We start from the raw sequence: 25,023 nt of genomic DNA, 5'->3' as shown, positions 1-25,023 counted from the left end.
AAAATTCGGCACGCGCGAACGCGACGGCGCGTCAACCCGTTTTCCTCAATCTGTGGAAAGGGAGGGCACGCCAACCGGCTTGCCCACGTTGACGCCAAGCCGCGACGAACCTTCGACCGACCATCCCGTGATACAATCACCGCACGAACGAGGCGCTGTGCCGGCTTCGCCGCACGAACGAACTGACGTGGCGGCTTCGCTGCGCGAAAGGGTCATTGAACAGATAGAGCCATCGGTGGCCGCGACTGTTTCCCGCGATGTTCTGCGGCGGCAGATCGAGGAAATCATCCATGGAATCGCCAACCAGGAACGGCTCGAACTGTCCGGCCGTGAGCAGTTTCAGCTCGCGGACGAGATTGCGGACGACATGACCGGCTACGGGCCGCTGCGTTCGCTCCTGATGGATGAATCGATCAACGATATCATGGTCAACGGACCAAGTAACGTTTATGTCGAGCGATACGGCAAGCTGGAACGGGTCGCGCTGCGATTCCGCGACAATGAGCACATCGCGTCGGTGGCGCAGAAGATCGCGGCGCGAGTTGGCCGGCGGGTCGACGAATCCAGCCCGATGGTGGATTGCCGCTTGCCGGACGGCAGCCGGGTCAACATCATCTTCCCGCCGCTGGCGATCCATAGTCCGTGCATTTCGATCCGAAAATTTCCAAGTCGCCGTTTGAATTTGGCCGGAATGGTCGAAAACGGCACAATGACCGCTGCCATGAGGCAATTGCTGGAGATTGCCGCCCGATCTCGGCTCAATGTTCTGGTCTCTGGCGGTACCGGTTCTGGCAAGACCACACTGTTGAACGCCCTGAGCCAACACATTGATCACAGTGAGCGCATTGTCACCATCGAGGATGCCGCAGAGTTGCAGCTGCAACAGCCGCATGTGATCAGCCTGGAGACCCGGCCTCCCAGCCTCGAGGGCACGGGGCAGGTGACACAACGCGATCTGGTGTGGAACGCCCTGCGAATGCGTCCTGACCGGATCGTGGTAGGCGAAGTGCGCGGCGCTGAAGCGTTCGACATGCTGCAAGCGATGAACACCGGCCATGATGGTTCGATCTCCACGGTGCATGCCAACAGCGCCCGCGACGCACTGACCCGTATTGAAAACATGGTGCAGATGGGACAGCCAAATCTGCCGCTGCGGGCCATTCGAGCCCAGATCGTTGCGGCGTTGGATATCATCGTGCAAGTGGAACGCATGCGAGATGGACAACGCCGCATTGTCCAGATCAGCGAGGTGACCGGCCTCGAGACCGACGTGATCACCACCAATGACATCGCGGCGTTTGAGTACCAAGAGGACGATGTTCACGGGCGGATCTTGGGCGCCTACCGGTCCACCCATTCAATCCCGAAATTCAAGAGCCGGCTTGCCTATTTTGGGCTTGATCGAGCTTGGGCTGAGGCTATGAGGCAACTATAATGCTGCCGGTTCTGATCATCATTAACCTGGCGCTCCTGATCTGCGCAGCGGTCGTGTCGTTGTGGCTCGACGGTCGAGAAAGTCGCATCGTTCGTCAGGTAGCGATAGCTCTACCAACCTCACATTCGGCGAGCCTGCCCTCCATCCGTCGGCTACAGGCCGGATCCCGACAGCGGTTTTTCCACCGCTTGGTCAATTATAACGCAGAGACAAATTACCGTTGGCACCCTGCGTATCCGTTCCTTGCCGGCGTGATCGCAGCAGCGGCAGTTCTTTACGTGACTAGCTTGCTGGATTTCACCACCCTCTACGCATATCTCGCGGCGGCAATTGTGGCCATCATGGTGGTGCGCGGTCTGTTCGGGTGGCAGCAACGTCGCCTCGCCGATCAACTTTTTCGACAGCTACCCGATGCGATCCAGATCGTGGCGAGTACTGTTAGATCCGGGCTGCCTGTGAACGAAGCATTTCGCACCATCGCCCGCGAGATGCCGCAACCAACGGCTGGACAGTTTGCGATTGTATGCAGCGAATTGAGTCTGGGGAGGCCTCCCGAGGAAGCCGTAGAGGCGGTCTATCGGCGAACGCAAGTGGCAGAGTATGCGATGTTTGCGGTGACACTGGCAGTCCAGATGAAGTCTGGTGGCAGTTTGGCTGAAACCTTGCAGACACTGGGAGACACCGTGAGTCAGCGCGTTGCGCTGGCTGCTCGCGCCAAGGCGCTGGCAGCCGAGGTGATCTTTTCTTCACGAGCCCTTTCATGCATGCCCGTCATTGTAGGTGGGATATTCTACTGGCTCAGTCCGGAATCGATTTCTCTGCTGTTCACGGATCCGACCGGAAACAAGCTGCTGGCGTACGCGGTATGCTCGGTGCTCGTCGGGCACTTTGTGATACGTTGGATGATCAGAAGGGACACGGCACTATGAGTGTTGTTCTCGGTTTTGCGGCCTCCGCCATTCTAGTTGCGGCCGCGGCTGCGCTGTTGATCATCCGCGAAATTCACCTTCGTGCATTGAACACAAGGGTGTCGAACGCCGTGATCGGTGCTTCCGGCAAGTCAGCCCCCATCCAGGGCATGACGGGCCTGTTCTCATCGCTCGGCGCGCGGTATCAGCGCTTCTACGCCCCGGAAAATCTGGAACAACTGCGAACGGTCCTTCAATCGTCCGGCTTCAATCATTTTCGAGTCTTGCCGATCTGGATCGGTGTCAAAACCGTCAGCATGTGCTTGTTCCCGCTCGGTGCGCTCATTGTTGCGCAGCTGTTGGGGAAGCCACTGACGGATACGTTGATCTTCACCCTGGTTGGCGGGGTGATCGGAATCATGGGGCCGCGATTGATCCTGTTGCTGCTGAAACGGCGCTTTGATGCGGCCATTCGGCTCGGCACGCCGGACGCCATCGATTTGCTGGTGGTGTGCACCGAAGCAGGAATGGGGCTGGAGAGCGCGGTGCAACGCGTTGCGGAAGAAATGAACGAGACGAATCCCGCGATGGCCGGGGTGTTATACGATCTTCTTGATAACCTCAGGATCTTGCCAAACCGGACCGAGGCGTTCGAGAAATTCGGATCTACGTCAGAGGGACTTCGCCGATTCGGCACCATCGTCAGCCAAAGCCTGCAATACGGAACGCCGTTGAGCCAGGCCCTGCGCAGTGTCGCGGTCGACCTCCGCCGAGAGCGTATCACCAAGCTGGAAGAAAGAGCACACAAGCTGGGCGCCAAGCTGACGGCTCCGATGGTGATTTTCATGCTTCCAGCCATGTTCGTCATTTTGGGCGGAAGCCCGTATCTGCGCCTCATAGCGACGTTCACCAACGCAGGGAAGTAAGCCATGAGCACGGTTACCCTGTTCAAACGCTCGTTTTACGATCGGATGTTGCGGCCCTCGATGGCGAGGAGCTTGGTGCCTGTCCTGGATTGCTTGCGGGACAAGCGGGGTGTAAGCGCCTTGATGTTCGTGGCATCTTCCGCCTTCTTCTTTGGGTTGGCCGGCTTCGGAATGGAGGTCAGCGCCTGGTACCTGGAGCGGCGGCACGGACAGAATGCTGCCGATGCTGCGGCGATTGCAGGTGTTTTGGGGGGGCTCGACTACACGACCACAACCATCTCCGGCGCAACGGGCTTTTCCAACGCCCAGACAGCAGGTATCAGCGTTGCGACAGACAACGGCTATACATCAGGATCGAACACAACCGTCACCATCCAACCGGGCAACTGGAGCGGCGGCAGCTTTACTGCCGACTCGAGCGGCTCCTGTTCACCATCGTGCAACGCAGTCCAGGCGCAAATGGTTCGGGCAGAACCGCGTAGCTTCAGTTCCTTTATCGTAGGATCGGGCTCGCAGAACGTCCGCGAGCTGGCGACTGCCGCGGTGTTAGTGACCGGACCCGCATGTGCTTTGGCCTTGGGCGGGGGGCTTGCGTTTAGTGGCAACGGGTCAGTCACCGGAACAAACTGCTCTTTGGCCTCGAATAGAACCGGCGGAGACTCCATCACATTCAACGGCGCCGGTGCCAACAAAACACAGACCAACCTCATTTTGGTCGGAGCAGGCGGCTGTACGCAGTCCGGCTCCGCTACACCATGCACTGCGGGCGGCAATCTGATGTACCAGCCCCCCACGACCGATCCATATGCAGCTCTCCAGGACCCGTCCGCGATTCCCGCGGAGGTCAACAGCACGAATTGCACGAACTCGACAACGGCCCAGTCGCCGTATGTCATCTCCTCGGGCGTGTTCTGCGTAGGAAAAACCTTGACCGTCCATAACGCCGGCGACAGTGCCGCGCTTCCTTCGGGAACCTATTTCTTTTTTAATTCTGGCATCACGGTTTCGGGCGGAACGCTCAGCTGCTCGGGTTGCACCTTCATTTTCACCGGTCCGTCGCCGAATTACGGTGGTAGCTCAATTTTGAACATCACCGGGGGAACCGTGAACATGAGTGCTCCAGCGACCGCCAGCTACCCCAACACGAATTATAACGGCATGCTGTTCTACGCGGACTACCGGAATTCGCAGCACACCAGTTCCTGCGGCAGTGCGCCGGTCTCAATACAAGGCAGCTCGACCATTACGCTGAATGGCGGCATGTACTTCCCCAACGCGAGCGTCTGTGTAACCGGCAACACATTCTCTTCTTCGACGACCTGCATGTCGATCGTCGGCTGGTCGCTAACCTTCACCGGCAGCGCAACGGAAAACGTGACGGGGTGTGGCACGACCACCAAGACCGCCCAAGTTCAGGCTATAGCCCTCGTGCAGTAGGAATACGCTATGTACCACAATTTCCTCCGGGATCAGCGTGGGGCCGCGGCGTTGGAGTTCATCATCATCTCCGTCTGTGTGCTGGTCCCACTGCTGTTCGCTGTCGTGGAAGTTGGCGATGTAACGCAACGCCAGACCGCCCTACAATCAGCCGTTAGAGCAGGCGGAGAATATGCCCGCTACTTCCCCACCGATTCGAATGGCATTCAAAATACCGTAACGAACGCTCTTCCCTCGGGATGGAGCTTGAGTGGAACACCGACGGTTGCTTGCTACTGCACACCGACACGGACAGCGACCTCGTGCAGCGCGATTGCGACGGGCACCACATGCGCTGCTCCGTTCTTGATTCAAATCTCGGCCAGTATGCCTGCTTCTTTCATAACAACCCCTTGGTGGTCGCAATCATTCAGCAATAGTGTAAGCTATGAAGTCCGCATCAAGTAGAACCAGAGCGCTTGACAGCTCGGGAGCTGTCGCCCTTGAATTCGTCCTCGTCTTCACGGCGTTTTTTGCGATGTTGATCGCGATAGCTGATGTGGCCAGGTTCTATGTTACGCAAAACTCGGTCCGCACTCTGGCGAGCGAACTGGTGCGACAAACCCTGATCTACTGCGCTGGGCAATCGCAGCTCACACAATGTACACTGCCATCGACCGGGGCAAACAGTGTCGCCACTGCGCAGGCGACCGTCCCCTTCCTCGCAGCGAGCGGTTTTGCAACGACGCCGGCTGCTTCTCGGTCGGCGGCCAATGCCACCACCGGGGTGATGGCGCTTACTGCGAGCGCGAGCTACAATTTCGGCTTTATGCTGCCGGTGTGGCAAGGAACCATAACCCAGGTCGCTCAGAATACTCAGCTTAGCTACTGAGCGAGATCGTATCTCGGGGCACTTCGGCTTCGTAGCCAAGAATTCGCGAAACGACCGATGTACTGTGGCGGGCGCGCCACGACCTGTGGTTGCTGCTTTCGGGAAGGGTCTCAGTGCTCCGCGTGCTTCCAGCGGCCCGCCCGAACTGTGCCGGTGATGGCAGGCCGGTCGGCTCCGCAAGGGAATGGAGGGGCTGGCTATGTTGGTACGCCGGCACATGAATGCAGATCCGCGGGTGTGACCCACCAACAAAGTCGCCGACCTGCTTCGCTGGAGCTGGAAACCGGCCAACGGTCCAAAGCCGCCGCTGCCGGGCGCCGCGACAAACCAGCGCGCCTGCCGGGGTGCTGGCCGGATGCGTACCGGGCAGGAGGGGTTGTAGTTAGAGGTTGGTCGGGGTGCCGTCGGTTGCGCCATAGCCAAGCTGCCTATCACCCCCGAGCCGGTAGTGGTGCTCGTTGGCAACATTGGGCAATTTTCTCTCGCGTTGGGACTACCTGGTGCAGTTCGCTTCTTGCCAACCAGCCATATGCCGGATGATGATCTTGCAGGAGTGGGCGATAGACTTCGCCGCCGAGCGGGATTGATTTGTGCGTGCCCGTCAAGGAAATACGACGGTAACGGTTTATCACCGAACCGATTGTAATCTCTATGACGTGCGCGGAGGCGAGTTTTTTTAGCGCCGAGGGCGTCCATTTGCGGGGACAGGCTCTGGATTACGGCGATGGGGGGTGGAATGAGCGGCCGACGCATTGCCCGCAAGGAAGGTGGGCGGCTTCCTGCCTTGGGCGTATTCGTTCTCGGCGCGGTGCTTGCCGCATTGGGCACGGTGGACGGTGCGCGGGCGGCAGAGCGAGGCTCCTCCAGCGGCGTCTTCGTCAGCGAAATGGGCGACGTCCAGCGCGTCAAGGTGATCGTGAACAAGTCACGCACCTTTAGGGTCGACACGGCTTTTTCGACGATTGTATCGGGTTCGCCCGACATCGCCGAGGTGAGGTCACTGAGCGATCACGTGATCTACGTCCAGGGCAAGCAGGCCGGCTCCACGAACGTCATCCTGTTCGATAGTTCGATGAAGCAGATCGGCATCCTGGATGTTGATGTCGTAGAAGATACTGGGAATTTGCAGCGCACTCTGCAGCAAACCATTCTCTCAACCGGCACCAGCGGCATCCGTGTCACGGTTTCGCCGGGCCAGGTGATCTTGAATGGAACAGCCGCGGACGCGGTCGCCGCCGAGCGAGCCGCGTCGATTGCTAGCTCCACCGTCCCGAAGGACTGGAAGGTCGTCAACGCCCTCAATGTGGCGAGCCCGCAGCAGGTCATGCTGGAGGTTCGCTTCCTCGAGGTCTCGAGGGCGGCTGGCCGCGAACTGGGGGTGAACCTCCACGCGGGGAACGGCAGTCTCAATCAGGTTGGCCAGAGCGGAACGTCCGGCCCACCCATCGCGGCCAGGACCCCCCAAGGTGTTCCTCTTGTCACTGCGGCCTCGGGGCTTATAGGTACCGCAACTCAACCATTCGGCAACCTGCTGACAAACGTTTTAAAGCTGAATAACGGGACCTCGGTGGATTTGTTTGTGCAGGCCCTGGAGGAGAAAGGGTTGGTGCGTCGCCTGGCCGAGCCCAATCTGATGGCCCTGTCAGGCGATGCTGCGCGCTTCCTGGCCGGTGGCGAATTTCCGGTGCCGGTTGCCTCCAACACCACGAACGGCTTTCCTACCACCACCATCGAATTCAAGAAGTTCGGCGTAGAGCTTGGGTTTGTGCCGACGGTCCTTTCGCGTGGCGTCATCAACCTTCGGGTTGAGCCCTCGGTGAGCGAGCTTGATTTCACCAATGCCGTCCAGATCCAGGGAACGACCGTCCCTGCATTGACCAGCCGTAACGCGCGGACCACGGTTGAGTTACGCGACGGGCAGAGCTTCGCGATCGCCGGGTTGCTCCAGACCCGCAACACGCAAGAAGTTCAGCAATTGCCCTGGATCGGTTCGGTACCAGTCCTGGGTGCGTTGTTTCGAAGCGCATCCTATCAGCAGAGGGAAACGGATCTTGTGATCATCGTGACGCCGCGGCTGGTCGCGCCGGCTGCGCCTGGCCAGCAACTGGCCTCGCCTCTCGATTCGCGGCTGCCCGCTAATGATGTCGACTTCTTCCTCAATGGCCAGATGGAAGTGAAGAAGCGCTACAATGACTACGTCAATTCCGGCGGTGACCTCAAAGGGCCTTACGGGCACATCATCGCGCCCGATGTGCGCTTACCGGCGCCCGCGGTCGCAGTCGACCAGCCCGTTGTGAAGACCCTTAACTGAAGGACGACCAAGATGGGATGTACGGCGCTATTTGCGGTCTTTACGTTGGGGGCCTGTAACGGCCTTTCCGGTCATGACGAGACGGATCGATACTACCAGCGTTCGGACACGATCACCATGAGCGCCGGGGACGCCAAGCAAACTAACGCCGCGATCCACACGATCAATCCCTGGCCGAGCTACGTCGGTGATCGCCGGATCGTGTCCCAAGCGGCGAAGACTGATGGCGCTATCAGACGCTATCGTAGCGGTAACCAGCCGCGCGATCCGTTGCCAGCCTTTGGTGGAGACGCGCCGGGCCAGGGCCACCCGCCGATGGGAGCTGCGGGCGCAATTGGAGCAGCTGTGGACGCGAACAACGGTAGCAGCATTTACCTCGGGACCGGAAGTGGCTTGGCTGGCGTAGGCGTTGCGCCCCAACGGTAAACGAGTTTGAGATAGTCATTTTTCTACCGGTAATACGGCTCCAACCTGGCTCTGTTAGTGCGGGAACAATATTGGAGCGTACAGTTGTGGGACGAGGATAACGGTTATGCGGCGCCTTCTTCTATGGCTGGCTTGCGCCTTACTAGCGACAGCCCTTGCGGCTTGCGACACGGTGCAAGAATACACCGTGCGCGACGCTGCTGTCGTCGCGCCGGGTGCTCCAGCCGGCCCAGACCCCGTACAGGAGCCGACCGACGTCAAATACTATCCGTCCGACGAACCTGTGCGGATGGGGTTGGAGCACTACAATCGCGGCAATTTCGGACTGTCCCAGCGCTATTTCAAGGAGGCCGTCGAAAAGGCTCCGAAGGACGTCACCGCCTGGATTGGGCTCGCCGCGAGCTACGATCGGCTGCGCCGCTTTGATCTTGCCGATCAGGCCTATGCACAAGCGATTCGGCTCGGCGGTGAAACCGTTCAAATCCTGAACGATCAGGGATATTCCTACATGCTGCGGGGCAATCTGACGGCGGCGCGGCGAAAGTTCGACAGGGCCTATTCGCTCGATCCGGGCAACCCTGTGATCGCCAACAACCTCGAGCTTCTCAATGGCAGCCGGCGGTTCATTGAGAGGCCGCCGAACAATCAGCCTTAAATTAGGGGCCGACTCGCCTGAGGGAGGCTGGGCTGAACCAGCCTCGCCGGGCCACTCTTGTGGTCGTGCGACATGCCCTTGAGGCTGCCGGCGTCGACTTCATCGATGAGAATGGGGGCGGGGTCGGCGTGATGCTACGCGCGCAGAGAGGTCGCGCCCGCGACTAGTTCGTTACGGCGATCCTTCTGCAAAAACGGCTTTTGCTCTTGCAAGCGCCGTCGTCGCAACTAGGTGGGTGTCGATGACCGATCCAATCCCCGCAGGATTCATCACGCTTCCCGAAGCCGTGCAACGAATAACAGGTTGCGTGTCGGAAGCTCACATAGAGAGCGCGATTAGAATCCTATCGAACGCCCGCGGTGACGAAGGGGCAACTGACGGCTCCGAGAACCAAGGTGGCGGTTATCCGCGTCTATCGAGGGAAGCGCTGTTCGACTGGAGCAGGCGTGATTTTGCCGTCGCCAAGTTGAAAGTGGCGCTTCAGGCCGGCGCGATTTCGGCGAGCGTCCGCTGTCCTGAATCAGGTCAGTTATTTCGGCTGACTCCTGCTGGTTGGGCTTTCGAGCCATTCTGGGAACAGATCATTCGTGGTGGCGTCATTCCGTTTGGCCCGGGCAGGGAGTTTGAGTGCCACGGCGGTCGAACGGTGCTTCTTGAGACGGTGAGATTCGATGACTGGTTATCTGCCGATGTAAAGAATTGGAGCGCGCTGTCGAAAGAGCGACTCTGCTGCAAATGGCTCGCAGGGGAAATGCTCGCCAGCCCCCGCGACAAACGCAAAAGCAAGAATGCCTGGTTCGCGGAGGCCAAGGAGAAGTATCGCGTATCGCGACGAGAATTCGACCGCCTCTGGTCTCAGGCAATCACCGAAACGAACTGCAATTGGGGTCGGCCCGGCGCCCCCAAGAAATCATCGCACGAATCACCGCGCTAACTTTTTGATTGCGCCGGTTTTATTCTCTGAGCCTTCGCATAGGTTGACGCGCGAGCCCGGTGCTTTCTCGGGATCGAACGTGTCGCAACAGCGAAGGATTCTTCAAAATGAGTGATTTGGCCGTCAGCCGGGAACTGGCTGTACTTTATGAGATGCCCCTGCTCGTTTCGGACTCACAGCGCGAGTTCAATTTAGTAAAAGGCGCGGTTCAGCAACAATTTGCCCCTAGTGACTTTCTAGAGCATATGTGGGTTGCCGAGCTCACGAATGCCGAATGGGAGACGTTACAGCTACAACGCTTCAGGAAGGAGATTGTCACCAGCGCTCGTATCCCAGCTCTTCGCAACCTACTGGGCCTGATATTGCAAGGGCAAGACGACGACGAGGTTCAAAAGCTGGCTGACCGCTCTATTACCAACAAGGCTGTACGACGTAAGGTCGAAAAACTCCTGAGTAGCTACCATCTCACCAAAGTCAGCATCGATGCTGAAGCATTCCGCCACTCCCTGGCTGAATTGGATTATATCAATCGGCGGTTGGCCGAGTTGGCGTCGCGTCGTGACAAGATTTTGCGCCGTCTCGAAGAACACCGCGCCGGCTTGGCCGTGCCATGCACCGTTCACTCGGGAGACGCGCGGCAAGAGGTTTGACGATGACGACCGAGCGACAAATCGCTGCAAATCGACGAAATGCACACAGAAGCACTGGACCTAAAACGAGCGCTGGCAAGCGGCGCGCATCAGGCAATGCCTACCGTCATGGCCTGAGTGTTGGGTTTGACGATTGGTGCGACTCCGACGCAGCTAAATTGCTGCTCCGGCATCTTGTCGGCGACAGCACAGACGAATATGTCCGGCACGCGGCGCGAGCCGCGGTGCGCGCTCACCTCGAGCTTCTCCGCGTGCGCCAAATCAAGGCGACCATCATCAACCTTGTCATTGAATTTGGCGATCTCAACGCACCACCGCCTTTTCGCTTTCGCTCGCTTGCAGCCGAATTGCGTTATCTAAAGCGCCAGCCGTTTGACCAACCAGTAAAGTGGCCGAAGCCGGCCGCTGTGGCTTCGTTGCCTTCGGACGAGATGGAGTGCACCGCGGAGGCGGTGCGGCGGCTCATACCGGAATTGCGCAAATTAAATCGGTACGAGCTCCGAGCATGGGTGGCCAAGGATGACGCGCTGCGCGCAATCTCCTTGAGAATGTCCAGTAAAGCCGAAAACCGTAGCGCGGGTATGTAAGCAATCTTTTTTCCAAGAAAGGCGCTGTCGGCAGTGGGGCGGAGTTTGCCCGCTCTATTCGCCGGTTGGGAGGCCTCCCGCCGGAGAAGCTGCTGAGGGAAGTCATCATGCAAGATGCCGGCGCCCTGGAGTAACCCGAAGCGCCCACATGGATCGGGTTGGCGATTGCTGACGGTCCAGGCTGCGTCGTCGATGCCGACTCCGACGAACCATGATGCTGACGGCATCATCGTCTGGGGGCGCGCCAGGACTTCCACAACTTATAATCGATATCGGTATTAAGTTTACCTAAAGATTGAATTCGACAGAACGAAGCCATGTTTCTTTGTAAGTAAGAATCAAACTGATAATTGAAAACTTATGGCGGACTGTTCGGCGGCCTTTGAACCGCCTCTAGGTTGTTGGCGATCAGCCGGGTTGCCCGGGTCGAGCGACGGCCCTCTGGAGCTTTCGCCCGCGCCGCAGTCAGGTCTGCGCTCGACCTCCAGGGCGGGCTTCCGACACGCTTCCGTCGTTCACTAAGGTCACGACGCCCACTCCCTTGATTCTATACCAATGCGGGCAAAAACGCGTGCCCCGGACGGCGGAACAATTAAGGCAACGTAAACGTTTTTCACGTAAGCCCGACCAAGCTTTTGACCTACTGGGCATTCGTCTCATGAATCGTCTTTTCAGGTTGCAATTCCTCGGACCGTTGGCGCTGTTTGTCGCCACGCTTTGCGCCGAACTGGCTGCGCGTGCTCTTCAATATGCCCCCAGCTCCGAACTTCTCTGGTTCATCAACCTGAGAATGTTCGGGATTTTTCAGCGAAGCGACGCACTCTTGAGCTACATCGTCCCGATTGAAGGGTTTCAGTTGTTCGGGGTCGCGCTTCCGATCTTCCTGCTGGCCTGCTACGGGTTGCTGGCCAAATCGAGGCTTCCGTTTACCGTCGCGACCCACTTGAGCACCGCCTATGCGGGCTTCTTGGTCATTTCCTGGCAGGCTTTCGTACCCACGGTCAGGCAGGCATCGCTATTACCCGTGGCGGTCCCGGCCGGTGCCGGTCTGTACGTGATGGCGACCATTTTGGGGACTTGCCTTCTGTCCTTTGCGATCACGCACTTTCTCTATTTGCTTCACGTGCGAAGGGAAATAAGCGCTTTGGTAAGTTGGTTGCGTACTATTTCCTCTCGTCCAACAACCGCATGATGTCGTCTAGCGCGCGCTAGAGGGGCCATTTTGGTGTGGCAGAACAGGTGACCGCTAGGGCGGAGTGCGGGACGATTGATCGTCTTTTTTGTCGCGCTTCAGGTCCAGGCGATCGATGCGTTCATCGATCAGTCGATTCAGTTTCTCGTCGCGCAGCGTATCCCTCCTGAACAGCCTGCCATGCAGGTGATAGGCAAGGAGAAGCAGGATCACTGCAGCTCCCGCGAGATAGTAGGACCAGTCCATAGTCAGAACCGCGCCTGGCAGCTTCGATTTCCGCAATCAGCGAAGCTTAGGTTCGGCTCGGCCGCTTGTCCAACGGTATCCTCTGCGGTCGCGCCAGCTGGGTAAGCCGAGTTCGATCAGCTTTGATCCATCGAAAGCTTCAATCAGGCGGTTGCAGGGGCAATGATGCCGGCGCCTTGGCGGGCGCGGCCATATTTTGTTCTTGGTCAAAAGACCGGCGCCATGAACTGCGGGTGCACACTTTTTGATTTGCATCAACATGGTCGCCGGTGAAATCGGCGAGCTTGGTTTTAATCCTGATAGAGCGTTAGTGCCATCAGCAAGCCACGATTTCACTCCCGCAGGTTGCTCATGACCTTGTCAGAAGAGACCCATCATCAAAACGACACACATCGGGGTATGTCGCGCAATTTCCGCATTGCTCTCGTGCTCGCCGTCATCGCGGCAATTGCGGGTGCGCTCTTGTTCACCCAGCATCAGGCTCATGTGCTCGGAGCCCTCCTTTGGCTGCCTCTACTGGCTTGCCCACTCATGCACGTCTTCATGCACGGCAGACAGCGTGGTGGCGGAGACCACGGCTAATTGGCGACTGCCCCTATAAGTGCGTCAGCGCCGAGCAGTTCTGCATTCGTGAGCTCGAACTCAGAAATTCGCTCGCCGACTTCTTCGGTAAGAATGGCAATACAGCCGAGGAGATTCGGAAGTTTCAGGAAGTGGCTGCGAGCGTCTTCGCTTTCGCGTCCTCGATCAGCCGAGCGTAGCCGTCCACGGTTGATCGTCGGTCAATGCGACCCCGGCTGGCGCGGGCTTCTTCATAATTTCGATAAGAACAATGACGGCAAGCTTGCCTGCAAAACTCAGTCTGAATGACAGGCAAGACGCCGCGGATGGTCCACCCCGATCTCACGCGGCTGTCGGAATAGGCGCTCCGCCAGATCGCCTTCGCAGCGCTTGATGATCGTTACATAATCGCAGGTTTCATTCCTGCGCGGCTCGCGCATGTTTGGATTTTGGTCCGGGCAAGGCTTCTCGAAGCCCATATACCCCTTTGCAGGTGCTGGAGACGCCGACAAAGTTGGTGGTCCGTTCGGCGTATTCTCGGCCGAGCCGGGGACAGCAAACAGGAGGTAAGCGGCCAGAAACGACGCCGAGCGAAGAAACTTCATGAAAAATCACCCAGTGCGAAATACCTGAAATATATCATTACGATCAGGAGGCGAGCAACGCCGTCAGGCCCGTTGTGATCGCCATTGTTGTTCCGGACGTTGCAGGAAGAACAGGAACCGATCAGGCCCAACGCGAACGGCGCCGCTGCCGCGGCTGGGGTCCACTTCTCGACCCCCTGGCCGTGCTGGCCCGTCGTCTTGGATGCTTGCCCAGGCTCGTTTCCCCCGCCGACAGGCAAACTCGCAACCGGTTGCGCCGGCATGTCTCCGGGCACCGGCGACGCCCGCCAAGCATGAATGATAAGGCCCACAGGGTCAGGCTTAAAGTGGTTGCCGCCGGATCCGCAAATCAGTCCAGCATGGACCTGAATGTAAACCGTGCCGATAACTGAGCCTCTCCATGTCAATTGAGGGCTGGGGTCAGCGGCAAATACCATGCTCTGAGAGTCGGGGAGCCTCGTAATGAACTGCGTCTGTCAAAACCAACCGGAGGAGGCAGTTGCTCCGGCCTCGGTTCGGGGCTTGATCCGAAAGGATCCGCGGACTTTGGCTCTGTTTAGCGTTCGCGAAACCGTGAAGAGACTTCGTTCGCCCGCGCGAGCACGACACAAAGGCCTCGGATTGAAACCACTTTCCGGCAACCGCGAAGTCACGGCAAAACACGGCCGACCTACCGTTGGGGTGTTCTAACCCGGAGCGCCAGCAATGCGGTCTCACCGAAGTTTAGTCGCGCCAGTCATCATCTTGTGCTGCTCGGCTTTGAGCATCGCCACTCTTGTGATGGTCGGGGCGTGGTGAGTTCGTTGGCGAAACGTACATGCGTGAAGAATTTACGTCTCTTGCCTTTTTGGCGGTTACGCTCGCGGGCGTCATCCTGCTCAGTTCCGGTCTGCTCGCACTGATCATTGTGGGTTAGACCGCGACGGGACGCACGCTGTAGGCCTAGTCAATGCACTGACGGACCCAGTAACCACCGCCCACCCGTATCCATTGGCATGGACTCGGGGGAGGCTCTTTCACGATCGGCCAGCCGTGAACGTCGATGTTCGTCGGTGCGGTTATGCCGCGCCAAAACACCGCGTTGGCGTCAGAGGAACGGAAAAGCAGGGCCGCCGCAAAGCAGGTCACGGCAACGCCGACCAGGAGCACTCGATGCATTGGTTCTATCCCCGAGCAAGAAGGCCCAATGCTACGCCGAGTCCGCGGTCAAGCCAAGAGGTTCCCACGTGCTTCGAAGGCGGGGGGGGGGGACCGTCGAAAGCGCTACGGCGTTGGTGACGTGATCTCTTTTACGGGGAGCAAGTGAGGTTACAATCGCCGAGTTTTATCGTCTCGGACTGCCCATCCTGGGCGAAACGCCCATCCTTCCGTGACCCCGATGGCGGCGATCAACGAAAAACCAGCCGCCGTATGTTGAGTCCCATGTCGGATCGGTTGCATAGGCGAGAGCAGCTTGCCCGCGCTGAAGCCTAAGTCGCTCATTCTCGGCTTCGATTTGCTGCTTCTCGATCGCGCGCTGTCGTTCCAGCTGTGCTCTTTCAAGGGCACGCTCGTTTCGTGCCCGCAGTTCGGCATCGTCGAGGACCTCACCGCTAGGTCCATAGATATGCTCGACGTCCCCCGTGATGACCCGCACCTGCTGGGCAACCGAGGGCGATGCGACGGTTAGACAGGTCGCAATGAAGATTGCTCGCGGCAAGAGAAATACCCTTGTTGCGTCTTGAGTGAGCCGTTCCTTGGTCAACATGCACCTCCGTAACCGGATCTGGCTTGCTTTCGTGCGGCAGCGCAGACTGTCGCGATGGGCCTGAGCCGAAGTGTTCTTTCCGAGTTGCGATCACCTTCGCTGCTGGGGTGATGGGCACTATATTCAGGAGCCGACCTGCCAAATTGCCGAAATGCGCGTCGAACAGGGGAGTGGGATCAATCTCGGCAAATGCCACCCACGACGTCTGAGGATGCATTGTTCCAATGGCCGCTTCGGACCTGGTGACACCTTCGATGCCGTTCGACGTCGCTGCCGGATGGGCGAAGCCGTCGCCTCGTGCTCGGCGGGGGCCGCGCGAAATTAGCAAAGTCACTCCACGAGCGCACCTGCTGGCGGGCGTCGAAGGGGAGTTCTGATGCAAGCACCCTAGCATTGAAGGTCGTGCTTGTGCACGCCTTCACTGAATTCCTACGGGACTGTGATGCGGCCAGAGTAATTCCCCGACATCGTGCCTCACCCCACGGTCAAAACTACCCAGGAGACGGATGCGGCAAAGAGTGCTTGCGAACTGATCCCCAGCGGCCAACTAAGCCTCCGCTTGGTGTGGGCCCATCTATGAAAACGTTGCAAGGTCGTCAGGGGCTGCTTCGGAACCAACCTGTGCAGGATCTGTAGGGGATCGGGCATCATGCCGGCGAGGGCGCCGAGCACGATCACTCCAATCGTTGCCGGGGTCGCGAAAAGCCAAATTGCTATTAATAGACCCGCGCAAGCATCGCAGCCGATAAGAGCCAAATCGCGGAAAATCTTCTGATCTGCTAGCAGGCGGTGATTGTTGCCGCGGGACTTTGACGTGATCGCTCGAAGAGGATAATCCCAATGCGGGATCGCATCCATCGCAAAGTGGCTTGCGAAGGCCGCGACCGCAACGAGGACCGGGTGCGACGGGAACAGGCAAGCGATGGCGCCGCCGACAACTGCGTGGGTGCTTAAGATCATACCGGCTCGTCTGGCCGCACGGTCGGTGCAGCGATCTCCCTTGCCCCATCGTTTCGCATTCAGCCGAGTTCGTCCAGCCTGTTCTGCTCAACCCGCGCGAGCGCCTTGGCCAGTTGCTTGGTTGTGGGACGATCGACGATGCCGGATGGACCTTAACGATAGCTCCAATTGGCCGGGCACTCTAGGGATTTCCCGGGCCGAAGGCTAGTTTGATGCGTCGTCCCAATCAAAAAGCTCGCGCCGCCTGTCTTACAGACCACTTTGCTCTTCTGAAATCCGGCGCGTTGGAGGTACTCCCTGGTTCACTCGCGCGAAGGAACGGGAGGCTCGGCTATATTCTTCCCTGGTCGAGGTTGCCGAATCGGCGTCCTGCATAGTTTTAATGGCCGGCTGAGGACTTAACGCGCGATGAGGGGAAGGACCGTGGATCACGACAAACTCGAGGATCGTCTCACGTATCTGGAAGGGCAGGTCTCTCGGTTGCTGGTTGCTCTTTGCTGCGCGCTTAGCGTCATCCTCGTGCTTATCTTCTATCAGAGAGCGCCATTTTCTTTCGATCAGGATGTGGGTGACGCCGTCGTAAGAATGATCGGCGCGGTCGCGTCGTCCGTCGTAGTGGGTTGGCCAATCGTGAGATGGGTCGTCGGCAAAAAGTCGGAATAACCGCTCGCCCGCCCGCACTATTATGAGCTGTGCAGCCTGTCTTGCTCAGCCCGCGCGAGCGCCTTCGGCTCTTCCTTGGCCGTGATGCTATCAGCCAGCTCAGGGCGCGTGCGGCGGCAAGGAGGTCGCAATAGAAATATTTGGACCTCCGCACGTCCGGAAAGTCCGGCCCGACCACGTCCTGCTCGAGCGGCGCACGAAGATGCCGTCCGACCGGCCGCGCAGGAGCTGCGCCAGGTTGTGTTGTCGCATCACGGATAGCCGCCGAAGATCGTCGCCTAGGCCTAGGATGTCAAAGGCATAGAGCTGACCCTCATGGTCATGCTCGCGCGAGTGTGGCGCGTCGAAATCGGAAATCCAGTCGACACCCAGCCCATCAGCCAACCGCGGGGAGCTTCTATCCTCGTTTGGTCCGCGGCAGCTTGCTTGAGATAATCCTGCCGCACGGGGAGCACTTGTAAATCCGAATCCTGGGCCAATGCGACACGTCGGGCAATTCGCCCAGAAGCGACATTCGGCGCGAGCACTTTTCACAAACTGGACCCTGGACATCGTCGTCGTCGGAGCGCGTCATAAGAGAGCCAAAACCGGAAGAACTACTCCTATTAAACTTCGGACCGACCGTCGGCCAACCGAATTCGGAATTGTCCGTGCTTCTACTGCTTGCTAGGGCGAAGATGCCCGCTCCACGGGCGCCTGCGAGATGCCGTCCTGATCCATAAGGGGGCCTCCCACCCCGGCGATCCAGAGTTGGGCGGCGCTACAACAATGCCTTTCAAGGCGTGCGATCTGGCGTGCTCCACAGGTCCATTGTTCGCAACCGCTTTGCTCTCTGGGGGCTCGGAGACATGGCACCATTCTTCCGGGGAACCCGGCCTGATGATCTTGAAGGGCCCCGACGTGCAACATCGTCGGGGCCTTTTGCTCGTCGCGTTCACCCGTTATTTCGCGGCCTGCTTGCTCGGGTCATCGGCCGGATTGACATAGGTGATAGAGAACGGCCCGGGTCCGGCGATCTGTACCACGGTCTCCTCCGTGGTCCAGGCATAGTGGTTCATGCCTGCTGGCATTTCCGCAAAAGCTCCGGCCTTGAGGGACTGTCCTTTGTCCATATCGAGCTTGTCGCCGAGACCGACGCGGAAGTCGCCTGAGATAACCGTCACGAACTCGTCGGTGGGATGATTATGGGCTGGGACTTTATAATTGGCCGGCATCTTTAGCCGCATCGTGAACAGCCCCTCCTTGCTGGGATCACCAGCGACAACGGCGAGCTGCGCACCGGCCGGGATGGTCGGTGGTGCGGGACCCCACTTGATGTCTTCCACATTCACCGGAGGCATCATCTTCATCTCGGCGGCGTGCAGTGCGGGCAAGATTTGTGCTGCTGCTACGACAGCAAGGCCAGAAGCAACAGTAAATGATACGATCGATCGCTTCATTTCCTTCCCTCCTTCTTACGTCTCACTTCACTAAATTCAGAACTAGGGGGCGGGCATCCCCACCTTCGAGCCCTCAAATGGCCTCCACGCAGCGATGACGCGAAAATCGAGGTCGTTATCACCCTACTATGTTTGCCCGGCACGGTCACTTGCGACTGCAACATCGGGGGCGATGTCGCTCGCCTCGCTGTCGTCCATAGCTGCTTCACGGCCGACGCGAGCACGTCAAGGTGTTCGGTGGGACCAGTTCCAGAATTAACTCGCAACAAGGACATCAAGCTTAATTCTAGAGCGTGATTGCGGCCGCGCTCCCTAGTCTTAGTGTCTCACACACCGGGAGACTGCCCTTCCGGTCCCGACCGGCCAACTGGCCGCGTCATCCTACTCGATGCAGCCAGTTCGTCACAGCTTGGCTCGCCCGCATGAGAGAACAGCCAGAACGCGAAACGCTTGATCTCATGGAGATGCGTCGCCAACTTACGGCACTCCGTTCAAAACACTCGAACAATCTTTTGATTGCGTCGCTACTGAACCGGTTTTTCGTGAAAGTCGCATTTCTGGTAGAGCCGGCAGACCTTGCGCAAGAGCAGTATCTCCTGTCGGAATTCGAACGAACGTTGACGAAAGTCAAGCAGATCGCGGCACGGACGAAATCCAAGTAAGCCACGTCGATTGCTGATCATCTATTGCGGCTCGCGGCTGCCGGCGATCTCTCGCGCAGACAAGCTAAGCTCCAGCTCTCTGATCTGTTCGATCAGCAATTCGACAATCTGTTCATAGTCTGCGGGCAACAGCGAATTCACGCCGCGCAATCGCATCTGCTCTTGCAGAATGTTAGCCATCAAGGCTTTGACGCTCATGCGCTCTCGTCGAAGAGTTGGATGTTCGCAAATCAATCGGAAGTAGATAGAGGTGCCAACGGCCAAACTCGCGTGATCACCGCCGGACTGCGGTCTCCAAGAACTCTTGCACAGAACTTGGCACCTCATCGTATTCGACAAAACGCCGGCGCAACTCGTCGGCAATATCCATCGTCACGTCACGGGACCAGCCCTCGGCGGTATTGAACGCAACTATCCGCACCGGGTGGCTGTATTGGTCGTCCAACAGCCGGCGGAGAAGCGTCTCCCGATTGGCGCCTTCTTCGTCGGCCTCGCACCAGGCGCGCCCGAGCCTGCCAAAATCGTTCAGCACCAGATAGGTGTCGTTATCGACGTGATGCACGTTGGACGGCGAGCGAGGCATACACAGCAACTCACGCTGGAGACGAACGGAAAATTTACCGTGTTCCTGGCTCCCTGTTTAGCTGGGGCACTCGGAAATTCCGAGGTACAGGGGCTGTCCCCGAAGCATTACCCGGCGTCGTGGCACGGCGGCTCGATGTCCCCAGCGGATAGCCGGACCACGCTGATCCGACCCTGATGTCGGCTATCGCATTTCCCAGTTCGTTCTCTAAGTTGAATGCGCTTGCGAGGCTAAGACGGTCTTGAGCGAAATAACTGCTTCTATCGCCGTCAAGCGTCCAGGCGTTTTCACAGAGCCAAGCAACATAGCGGACCAGATTGCGCAAGCTGAGTTCTTCGCAGTTTGGCCCGAAGGCGAAGGTCGGCTCTAGCGCCCCGCGCGTCAGCAGTCGAGGCCAGACCGGACACTACAGAGGCGCGGCCAAATCGACGCCTGACCCGGTCGGGGAGGAGCTCGATCGACGCTCGTGACCCGAACCGGTCATTGCGCGCAAGAGAAAATCAGCGCTATAGTGTCAAGACGCCGACAGCTGAGGAGGCGGTCATGCCCAAAGGAATCCGTAATCCTTCGGGGGACCCTGTAGCTGGAAACGGTCTGATTGACCGGCGCGCACTGCTCGGGCAGGGCGTCGCTATAGCAGGCGCGCTCAGCACGGGCGTCGGGGCCTCGCTGACAAGCGCCGCGGCCGAGCCACTCAAGGATGATCCATGGAGCCTCGAGCCCGGTTCGAGCATCAAACCCTATGAGCTACCGTCTTCGTTCGAGAAAAACGTCGCGCGAACGCTGAACAACCCCGACGGCCTGCCATACGTTCAAACTGCGCGTACCCCGCACCACATGCTAAACGGAATGATCACGCCGAATGGCCTGCACTTCGTGGTCGCCTATGGCGGCCCGCCCGACATCGATCCGGATAAGCATCGCCTCGTGATCCACGGCCTCGTCAAACACCCTTTGATGTTCACGCTTGAGGCACTCGCGCGCTACCCGATGGTGTCGCGCACCACCTTCCTTGAGTGCGGCGGCAACAGCGCACCGCTGTTTTCTCCCCAGCCGCTGCAGGGCAACGTTCAGGCACTGCACGGCCTCGCGTCTTGTGCTGAATGGACGGGTGTGAAGCTCTCCACCCTGCTCGAAGAAACCGGCATTGATCCGAAGGCGAAATGGTTCATCGCCGAAGGCGCGGACGCACCTCACCTGACACGCAGCGTGCCCGTGGCGAAGGCCTTGGACGACGCCATGATCGCCCTCTATCAAAATGGCGAGCGCCTCACGCCGAGCAATGGGTATCCGGTGCGCCTGCTGCTGCCTGGTTACGAGGGCAACATGAACGTCAAGTATCTGCGGCGCATCAAGCTCGTGGAGGAACCAGCCATGGGCTTCTGGGAGACCAAGACCTACACGCAGCTTCTCCCGAACGGCGAGGCATACCAGTTTTATTTCTTGCAGGAAGTCAAATCGTTCATCACGCAGCCGTCTCCCGGAATGATCCTAAAGCAGCCCGGCCTTTGTCAGATTTCCGGTGTGGCATATTCCGGCACCGGCCGCATTGCCAGGGTTTTGGTTTCGGCCGATGGCGGGCAGAGTTGGGCCGAGGCGGCGCTGCAGGAGCCGGTCTTAGCGAAGGCTTTCACCCGTTTCCGCATGGCTTGGCATTGGAACGGCGGGCCCGCAATACTTCAAAGCCGGGCTTGGGATGAAGCCGGGAACAACCAACCCACACGCGCCGAGTTCGTGGCTCGGCGCGGCGAGTTGAAGAATGTCCCACCGATCGGGGCGTTTCCCAACCAACACTTCAACGCGGTCACTAGTTGGGCGATCGATGCCAAAGGGCAGATCAGCCATGTCTATACATAGAATTTTCGTCTACAGTGCTCCATTGGTACTCGCTCTGAGTGTCAGCGTAGCGTTCGCCGATGGGCCCAATCTTGGCACGCCTATCGACCCTGCCGACCTCGCGGCTTGGGATATCAGCGTTATGCCTGACGGCGCTGGCCTGCCAGCGGGAAGCGGTACGCCGGCGCAAGGCGAGCGGATTTACGCGGAAAAATGCGTCGCTTGCCACGACAAGGACGGCAAGAACAAATTCGGTTTTTCACCACTGTTCGGAGGCGGCAAGATCACCGACATATCGGCCGGGATGAAGACCATCGCGAACTTTTGGCCTTATTCCACGACGCTCTTCGATTTTATCCGTAGAGGGATGCCGTGGCAGCAGCCTAGGTCACTCACCGACGACGAGGTCTACGCTCTGACCGCGTTCATCTTGGCGAAAAACAAACTCATAGGTGAGACCGACACGATGAACCCCGAGACGCTGCCCAAGGTGCGGATGCCGAACCGCGGGGGCTTCATCATCCGTTTCCCCGATAGAATTTAAGTTCAGAATGTCTGCTGTTGGCCAGGGTGTGTGAAAACGCTCTGTTTAAAGTGATTCGCGCGAAAGGATTCCTGGCGATTTCGCGGGGCATCCGCATCACTCGAGTTTACGCGCAAACGCTCCATAGCCCTTTGCGTCAAAGATCGCGACGATCCCCTTACGTACTTTATTTCGAGCGGCGAGACCGCGAGTTTCGAAAGAAAGACCGAGAGGAGCGCGCTGCAGAGCTGCGGCTTTCTCTGGAGGAAATCAACGTTCACTCAGCCCCACGTTGACTTCGCTGCTGGCCATCTGCGGAGTTGCGCTGCTTCTGACGTGGGTGCCGTCACCATCCGTAGAGCGCACGCGGAACCGGACTCATCGGCATAGCGGTCTGAAATGGACCCGCGGAGCGGGACCGCTTGAACCGGTTTGTTAGTTGGAAACTGACCGCTCCTGATCCTTTCTATCACGCTGCCAGAGACTCTGTCTGCTGCTGTTGCGGTGGGCATGTGGTCAACGCGTCAGCGTTGTCCACCATGTCCACAGCCTTCGCGGCCTGCATCCGTTCGCGCCAGACCGCCATCGGCGTGCGATAGCCGAGGGACTGATGAAGGCGACGATCATTGTAGAAGGCGATCCAGCTCGCGATCCCTGCCTTGGCCTCGCGGCCGTCGGCATAGCTCTTGAGATAGATGTCCTCATGCTTGAGAGACCGCCACAGCCGCTCGATGAAGACGTTGTCCATCCAACGACCGCGGCCATCCATGGAGATCTTGATCTTTGCGGCCGCCAGCGCGCCGGTGAAGGCCACGCTGGTGAACTGGCTGCCCTAGTCGGTGTTGAAAATCTCCGGCGTGCCGTACTTCGCCAGCGCCTCTTCCAGAGCCGCCACGCAGAACGAGACGTCCATCGTGTTCGATAACCGCCACGCCAGAACCGCACGGCTCGCCCAGTCGATGATGGCGACGAGATAAAGAAAGCCGCGGCCGATGGGCAGATACGTGATGTCGGCCGCCCACACCTGGTTTGGCCGGTCGATCGTCATGTTGCGCAGCAGATAGGGATAGATCTTGTGGCCCGGCGCCGGCTTTGTCGTGTTCGGCCTTGGTCCCGGCGCCGCGATGCCCATCTTGCGCATCAACCGCTGCACACGCTTGCGATTGACCTGAAGCCCCTCAGCCTTCAGCATCGCGGTCATTCGCCGCGAGCCCAGGAACGGCCAGGCGGTGAACAGCTCGTCGAGGCGCCGCATCAGGGCGAGGTCGTTGTCGTTGGCCGGCCGTGGCGGCCGGTAGACCCCAGAGCGGGCGATACCAAGCAACATGCATTGCCGGCGAATCGACAGCGCCATGTCGGCGCGATCGAGCATTCCTCGACGGTCCGGCGTGCTCATCTTCCGGACCTCCGCGCTAAAAAATCGCGCTCGACTGTCAGTTGTCCAATCTTGGCGTGCAGCTTCTCGATCTCTCGTTCGCGAGCGTCCTCGCTCTCCCGCCCGACACCCGCGTCAAAGGCCCGGGCCGCCTGGTCCAGCAGCTGCTTCTTCCAGGCATAGATCTGGTTCGGGTGAACCTCATAGCGCTGGGCCAGATCGGCCACCGTCGTCTGCTCCCGCACGGCTTCCAGCGCGATCTTTGCCTTCAGTGCCGCGTCGATCTTGCGTCTCGTCTTCGTTGTCATCATGCGCTCCGTCTATCAAACGGAGCAGCCCCTTCCAACTAAGCACGTGGTCCCACAATCGGGGTCCATTTCAGTCGGGCCTTCTAGCCGGCCGACGCTAACAAGGTGGAGCGAGCGGGCGCGTGAAGCAACCGGTTTTGCATTCGCTTGTACATGCCGCACGAGAGATTGAGGAGTCGCGCCTTTAGACGGGCGCACCGATAGTGGCTGAGAGCTTTGTCGGATCTGATACGCTTCAGTCAGCCGGACCGCGGAGCGCTCGTGGCAGTCTGAATGCCAAGCCGTAAAGAAGCGTCTGGACCGGTTAAGTCCCCCCTTTTTGGTGGCGGACAGCGATTACCGGGACCCCGTAGAAGCCCGGGGCTGATGGCGTTTGAAGCCGATGTTCCTTTGGAAAGCCCTCCGAGGCAAGTTGATAGCTTAAAAACAAGTTAATGATTAAACAAAAGTAGCTGCCTACCGTCTGGACGAACGCGCAAATTTGCGGCAGGTTGCGCGCAAGCTAGTTAAGGGATCGTTAACTGCCCGCGCCGGCATCACGTTTCATCGGCTATCGGCACGGGCGGAAAGCAATCCCACCAAGAAGGTCTTTAAGCGTCGAAATTTTCAACAGGTCATTTGCGACGTGTCCACGGTTTGTGGGGTCGAACACGAAGCGGGCAGGGAAGACAGAGTGGACTCAATTCGCATTCGTTGATTGCCATCGAGCAGGTTTTAGGAGGCGGTGAACTGCTCCTGGCTGCAAGCGCCCAAACCGGTTTCAACCGGGCGCGGCAACATCTGGTGTGAACTGAACTGGATCCGAACTGTTGCGTCCCTCCTCGCGTCGCTGACGCAAGGGAGTTTGAGCGTTGGGTCGCGTTAGTTTTGGTCCGCAAGGATCCTCAAAGGGCATTTTCGTAAAGCCCGCCCGCAACTGGTCCCATCTTCAAGCAGAGCTTGGCGATCTATCGCGCCACCGCGATCGGCATGCGCGTGTAACGATCGAGCCGCGCGGCGTACGCGGGCACAAGTGGCGCAAAGCGCTCGGGACCATCGAACACATCATCGGGAATAAGACTTCCCTCAGGCTCCGTGACGCGGACCTGTCGCTGACGCCCGAGCTCCAATTCAAACAACATCAACATTGAAATTCTTCGCAAAACAGCTCCGAGCAATTTGCGCGTAGACGACTAGGAGTATT

The 25,023-nt window shown here is 58.8% G+C and carries 25 protein-coding genes and 1 pseudogene; 17 read left to right on the top strand and 9 right to left on the bottom strand.

Going from position 1 to position 25,023, the window contains the following annotated elements; genetic code table 11:
- Window positions 1-52 precede the first annotated feature (52 nt).
- The 12 genes from ACRQ5Q_RS27675 (at window position 53) to ACRQ5Q_RS27620 (ending at window position 12,332) form a co-directional block, all read left to right on the top strand.
- Window positions 53-1,435, top strand: coding sequence for a CpaF family protein (locus tag ACRQ5Q_RS27675; protein WP_439399886.1), 1,383 nt, complete (start codon window positions 53-55; stop codon window positions 1,433-1,435).
- Window positions 1,435-2,364 carry a type II secretion system F family protein gene (locus ACRQ5Q_RS27670; protein WP_439393060.1) on the top strand — a complete coding sequence of 310 codons (930 nt, stop codon included), beginning with the start codon at window positions 1,435-1,437 and terminating at the stop codon, window positions 2,362-2,364. The genes ACRQ5Q_RS27675 and ACRQ5Q_RS27670 overlap by 1 nt, the downstream gene beginning before the upstream one ends.
- Window positions 2,361-3,269, top strand: a complete 909-nt coding sequence (locus ACRQ5Q_RS27665; protein ID WP_439393058.1) for a type II secretion system F family protein — start codon at window positions 2,361-2,363, stop codon at window positions 3,267-3,269. Before ACRQ5Q_RS27670 ends, ACRQ5Q_RS27665 begins: the two co-directional genes overlap by 4 nt.
- A 3-nt stretch (window positions 3,270-3,272) precedes the next feature.
- Window positions 3,273-4,706, top strand: a complete 1,434-nt coding sequence (locus tag ACRQ5Q_RS27660) for a pilus assembly protein TadG-related protein (protein WP_439393056.1) — start codon at window positions 3,273-3,275, stop codon at window positions 4,704-4,706.
- 9 nt (window positions 4,707-4,715) lie between these two features.
- Window positions 4,716-5,153: a TadE/TadG family type IV pilus assembly protein gene (locus ACRQ5Q_RS27655; RefSeq protein WP_439393054.1), complete on the top strand. Its 438-nt coding sequence runs from the start codon at window positions 4,716-4,718 to the stop codon at window positions 5,151-5,153.
- Window positions 5,134-5,577 (top strand): TadE family protein, encoded by a 444-nt coding sequence (locus ACRQ5Q_RS27650; protein ID WP_439393053.1) that lies wholly within the window; start codon window positions 5,134-5,136, stop codon window positions 5,575-5,577. Before ACRQ5Q_RS27655 ends, ACRQ5Q_RS27650 begins: the two co-directional genes overlap by 20 nt.
- A 736-nt stretch (window positions 5,578-6,313) precedes the next feature.
- The gene (locus tag ACRQ5Q_RS27645) at window positions 6,314-7,888 is read left to right on the top strand and encodes a type II and III secretion system protein family protein (RefSeq protein WP_439393051.1); all 1,575 of its coding nucleotides are present in this window, start codon (window positions 6,314-6,316) and stop codon (window positions 7,886-7,888) included.
- Window positions 7,889-8,501: 613 nt separating this feature from the next.
- On the top strand, window positions 8,502-8,969 hold the full coding sequence (locus ACRQ5Q_RS27640; protein ID WP_439393049.1) for a tetratricopeptide repeat protein: 468 nt from the start codon (window positions 8,502-8,504) through the stop codon (window positions 8,967-8,969).
- 241 nt (window positions 8,970-9,210) lie between these two features.
- Complete coding sequence (locus tag ACRQ5Q_RS27635) at window positions 9,211-9,903, top strand: hypothetical protein (protein ID WP_439393047.1); 693 nt, start codon at window positions 9,211-9,213, stop codon at window positions 9,901-9,903.
- Between the two features lie 107 nt (window positions 9,904-10,010).
- The gene (locus ACRQ5Q_RS27630; protein WP_439393045.1) at window positions 10,011-10,553 is read left to right on the top strand and encodes a hypothetical protein; all 543 of its coding nucleotides are present in this window, start codon (window positions 10,011-10,013) and stop codon (window positions 10,551-10,553) included.
- A gap of 2 nt (window positions 10,554-10,555) precedes the next feature.
- The gene (locus tag ACRQ5Q_RS27625) at window positions 10,556-11,140 is read left to right on the top strand and encodes a hypothetical protein (protein ID WP_439393043.1); all 585 of its coding nucleotides are present in this window, start codon (window positions 10,556-10,558) and stop codon (window positions 11,138-11,140) included.
- A 658-nt stretch (window positions 11,141-11,798) separates the two neighbouring features.
- Window positions 11,799-12,332, top strand: a complete 534-nt coding sequence (locus ACRQ5Q_RS27620) for a hypothetical protein (protein ID WP_439393041.1) — start codon at window positions 11,799-11,801, stop codon at window positions 12,330-12,332.
- Between the two features lie 54 nt (window positions 12,333-12,386).
- Here the strand turns inward: ACRQ5Q_RS27620 and ACRQ5Q_RS27615 are convergent, their stop codons facing one another.
- Together ACRQ5Q_RS27615 and ACRQ5Q_RS27610 are read right to left on the bottom strand one after the other, a co-directional pair.
- The gene (locus tag ACRQ5Q_RS27615) at window positions 12,387-12,545 is read right to left on the bottom strand and encodes a hypothetical protein (RefSeq protein WP_439393039.1); all 159 of its coding nucleotides are present in this window, start codon (window positions 12,543-12,545) and stop codon (window positions 12,387-12,389) included.
- A 393-nt stretch (window positions 12,546-12,938) separates the two neighbouring features.
- Window positions 12,939-13,064, bottom strand: coding sequence for a hypothetical protein (locus ACRQ5Q_RS27610; protein ID WP_439399977.1), 126 nt, complete (start codon window positions 13,062-13,064; stop codon window positions 12,939-12,941).
- Between ACRQ5Q_RS27610 and ACRQ5Q_RS27605 the strand changes: the two genes are divergently transcribed.
- Complete coding sequence (locus tag ACRQ5Q_RS27605) at window positions 13,005-13,160, top strand: DUF2933 domain-containing protein (RefSeq protein ID WP_439399885.1); 156 nt, start codon at window positions 13,005-13,007, stop codon at window positions 13,158-13,160. The two genes, ACRQ5Q_RS27610 and ACRQ5Q_RS27605, sit on opposite strands and share 60 nt — an antisense overlap.
- Before the next feature lie 275 nt (window positions 13,161-13,435).
- On the opposite strand, the gene ACRQ5Q_RS27600 is transcribed toward ACRQ5Q_RS27605, so the two are convergent.
- A complete protein-coding gene (locus ACRQ5Q_RS27600) occupies window positions 13,436-13,744 on the bottom strand; it encodes a hypothetical protein (protein ID WP_439393038.1) in 309 nt (102 codons plus the stop codon).
- Window positions 13,745-15,197: 1,453 nt separating this feature from the next.
- Here ACRQ5Q_RS27600 and ACRQ5Q_RS27595 point away from each other — a divergent pair.
- Complete coding sequence (locus tag ACRQ5Q_RS27595) at window positions 15,198-15,413, top strand: hypothetical protein (protein ID WP_439393036.1); 216 nt, start codon at window positions 15,198-15,200, stop codon at window positions 15,411-15,413.
- A 552-nt stretch (window positions 15,414-15,965) separates the two neighbouring features.
- Here the strand turns inward: ACRQ5Q_RS27595 and ACRQ5Q_RS27590 are convergent.
- Entirely contained in the window at window positions 15,966-16,451 is a 486-nt protein-coding gene (locus tag ACRQ5Q_RS27590) for a hypothetical protein (RefSeq protein ID WP_439393034.1), read from the bottom strand.
- A 423-nt stretch (window positions 16,452-16,874) separates the two neighbouring features.
- On the opposite strand from ACRQ5Q_RS27590, the gene ACRQ5Q_RS27585 reads away from it, so the two are divergent.
- On the top strand, window positions 16,875-17,114 hold the full coding sequence (locus ACRQ5Q_RS27585) for a hypothetical protein (RefSeq protein ID WP_439393033.1): 240 nt from the start codon (window positions 16,875-16,877) through the stop codon (window positions 17,112-17,114).
- Window positions 17,115-18,055: 941 nt separating this feature from the next.
- On the opposite strand, the gene ACRQ5Q_RS27580 is transcribed toward ACRQ5Q_RS27585, so the two are convergent.
- The 3 genes from ACRQ5Q_RS27580 to ACRQ5Q_RS27570 form a co-directional block, all read right to left on the bottom strand.
- The gene (locus ACRQ5Q_RS27580; protein ID WP_439393031.1) at window positions 18,056-18,553 is read right to left on the bottom strand and encodes a cupin domain-containing protein; all 498 of its coding nucleotides are present in this window, start codon (window positions 18,551-18,553) and stop codon (window positions 18,056-18,058) included.
- Between the two features lie 683 nt (window positions 18,554-19,236).
- Window positions 19,237-19,413, bottom strand: a complete 177-nt coding sequence (locus tag ACRQ5Q_RS27575) for a hypothetical protein (RefSeq protein ID WP_439393029.1) — start codon at window positions 19,411-19,413, stop codon at window positions 19,237-19,239.
- A gap of 76 nt (window positions 19,414-19,489) precedes the next feature.
- Window positions 19,490-19,798, bottom strand: a complete 309-nt coding sequence (locus tag ACRQ5Q_RS27570; RefSeq protein WP_439393027.1) for a hypothetical protein — start codon at window positions 19,796-19,798, stop codon at window positions 19,490-19,492.
- Window positions 19,799-20,341: 543 nt separating this feature from the next.
- Here ACRQ5Q_RS27570 and soxC point away from each other — a divergent pair.
- Together soxC and ACRQ5Q_RS27560 are read left to right on the top strand one after the other, a co-directional pair.
- Window positions 20,342-21,655 carry a sulfite dehydrogenase gene (soxC, locus tag ACRQ5Q_RS27565; protein ID WP_439393025.1) on the top strand — a complete coding sequence of 438 codons (1,314 nt, stop codon included), beginning with the start codon at window positions 20,342-20,344 and terminating at the stop codon, window positions 21,653-21,655.
- A gap of 121 nt (window positions 21,656-21,776) precedes the next feature.
- On the top strand, window positions 21,777-22,178 hold the full coding sequence (locus tag ACRQ5Q_RS27560) for a c-type cytochrome (protein WP_439393023.1): 402 nt from the start codon (window positions 21,777-21,779) through the stop codon (window positions 22,176-22,178).
- Between the two features lie 448 nt (window positions 22,179-22,626).
- Here the strand turns inward: ACRQ5Q_RS27560 and ACRQ5Q_RS27555 are convergent.
- Window positions 22,627-23,840: pseudogene (locus ACRQ5Q_RS27555) on the bottom strand (IS3 family transposase).
- Window positions 23,841-24,787: 947 nt separating this feature from the next.
- Window positions 24,788-24,967, bottom strand: a complete 180-nt coding sequence (locus ACRQ5Q_RS27550) for a hypothetical protein (protein WP_439393021.1) — start codon at window positions 24,965-24,967, stop codon at window positions 24,788-24,790.
- Window positions 24,968-25,023 lie beyond the last annotated feature (56 nt).

It is taken from the genome of Bradyrhizobium sp. PMVTL-01 (assembly GCF_051861855.1).
GTDB lineage: Bacteria > Pseudomonadota > Alphaproteobacteria > Rhizobiales > Xanthobacteraceae > Bradyrhizobium.
Note: the sequence above shows the minus strand (reverse complement) of the source record. Positions and strands in the feature narration are given on the sequence as shown.

What these genes read in the sequence shown, in the direction of transcription:
- ACRQ5Q_RS27670 (WP_439393060.1), top strand. Translation starts at nt 1,435, where the DNA reads ATGCTGCCGGTTCTGATCATCATTAACCTGGCGCTCCTGATCTGCGCA.
- ACRQ5Q_RS27665 (WP_439393058.1), top strand. Translation starts at nt 2,361, where the DNA reads ATGAGTGTTGTTCTCGGTTTTGCGGCCTCCGCCATTCTAGTTGCGGCC.
- ACRQ5Q_RS27660 (WP_439393056.1), top strand. Translation starts at nt 3,273, where the DNA reads ATGAGCACGGTTACCCTGTTCAAACGCTCGTTTTACGATCGGATGTTG.
- ACRQ5Q_RS27655 (WP_439393054.1), top strand. Translation starts at nt 4,716, where the DNA reads ATGTACCACAATTTCCTCCGGGATCAGCGTGGGGCCGCGGCGTTGGAG.
- ACRQ5Q_RS27650 (WP_439393053.1), top strand. Translation starts at nt 5,134, where the DNA reads ATGAAGTCCGCATCAAGTAGAACCAGAGCGCTTGACAGCTCGGGAGCT.
- ACRQ5Q_RS27645 (WP_439393051.1), top strand. Translation starts at nt 6,314, where the DNA reads ATGAGCGGCCGACGCATTGCCCGCAAGGAAGGTGGGCGGCTTCCTGCC.
- ACRQ5Q_RS27635 (WP_439393047.1), top strand. Translation starts at nt 9,211, where the DNA reads ATGACCGATCCAATCCCCGCAGGATTCATCACGCTTCCCGAAGCCGTG.
- ACRQ5Q_RS27630 (WP_439393045.1), top strand. Translation starts at nt 10,011, where the DNA reads ATGAGTGATTTGGCCGTCAGCCGGGAACTGGCTGTACTTTATGAGATG.
- ACRQ5Q_RS27625 (WP_439393043.1), top strand. Translation starts at nt 10,556, where the DNA reads ATGACGACCGAGCGACAAATCGCTGCAAATCGACGAAATGCACACAGA.
- ACRQ5Q_RS27620 (WP_439393041.1), top strand. Translation starts at nt 11,799, where the DNA reads ATGAATCGTCTTTTCAGGTTGCAATTCCTCGGACCGTTGGCGCTGTTT.
- ACRQ5Q_RS27610 (WP_439399977.1), bottom strand. Translation starts at nt 13,064, where the DNA reads ATGAGCCTGATGCTGGGTGAACAAGAGCGCACCCGCAATTGCCGCGAT.
- ACRQ5Q_RS27600 (WP_439393038.1), bottom strand. Translation starts at nt 13,744, where the DNA reads ATGAAGTTTCTTCGCTCGGCGTCGTTTCTGGCCGCTTACCTCCTGTTT.
- ACRQ5Q_RS27590 (WP_439393034.1), bottom strand. Translation starts at nt 16,451, where the DNA reads ATGATCTTAAGCACCCACGCAGTTGTCGGCGGCGCCATCGCTTGCCTG.
- ACRQ5Q_RS27580 (WP_439393031.1), bottom strand. Translation starts at nt 18,553, where the DNA reads ATGAAGCGATCGATCGTATCATTTACTGTTGCTTCTGGCCTTGCTGTC.
- ACRQ5Q_RS27575 (WP_439393029.1), bottom strand. Translation starts at nt 19,413, where the DNA reads ATGAGCGTCAAAGCCTTGATGGCTAACATTCTGCAAGAGCAGATGCGA.
- ACRQ5Q_RS27570 (WP_439393027.1), bottom strand. Translation starts at nt 19,798, where the DNA reads ATGCCTCGCTCGCCGTCCAACGTGCATCACGTCGATAACGACACCTAT.
- soxC (WP_439393025.1), top strand. Translation starts at nt 20,342, where the DNA reads ATGCCCAAAGGAATCCGTAATCCTTCGGGGGACCCTGTAGCTGGAAAC.
- ACRQ5Q_RS27560 (WP_439393023.1), top strand. Translation starts at nt 21,777, where the DNA reads ATGCCTGACGGCGCTGGCCTGCCAGCGGGAAGCGGTACGCCGGCGCAA.
- ACRQ5Q_RS27550 (WP_439393021.1), bottom strand. Translation starts at nt 24,967, where the DNA reads ATGTTGATGTTGTTTGAATTGGAGCTCGGGCGTCAGCGACAGGTCCGC.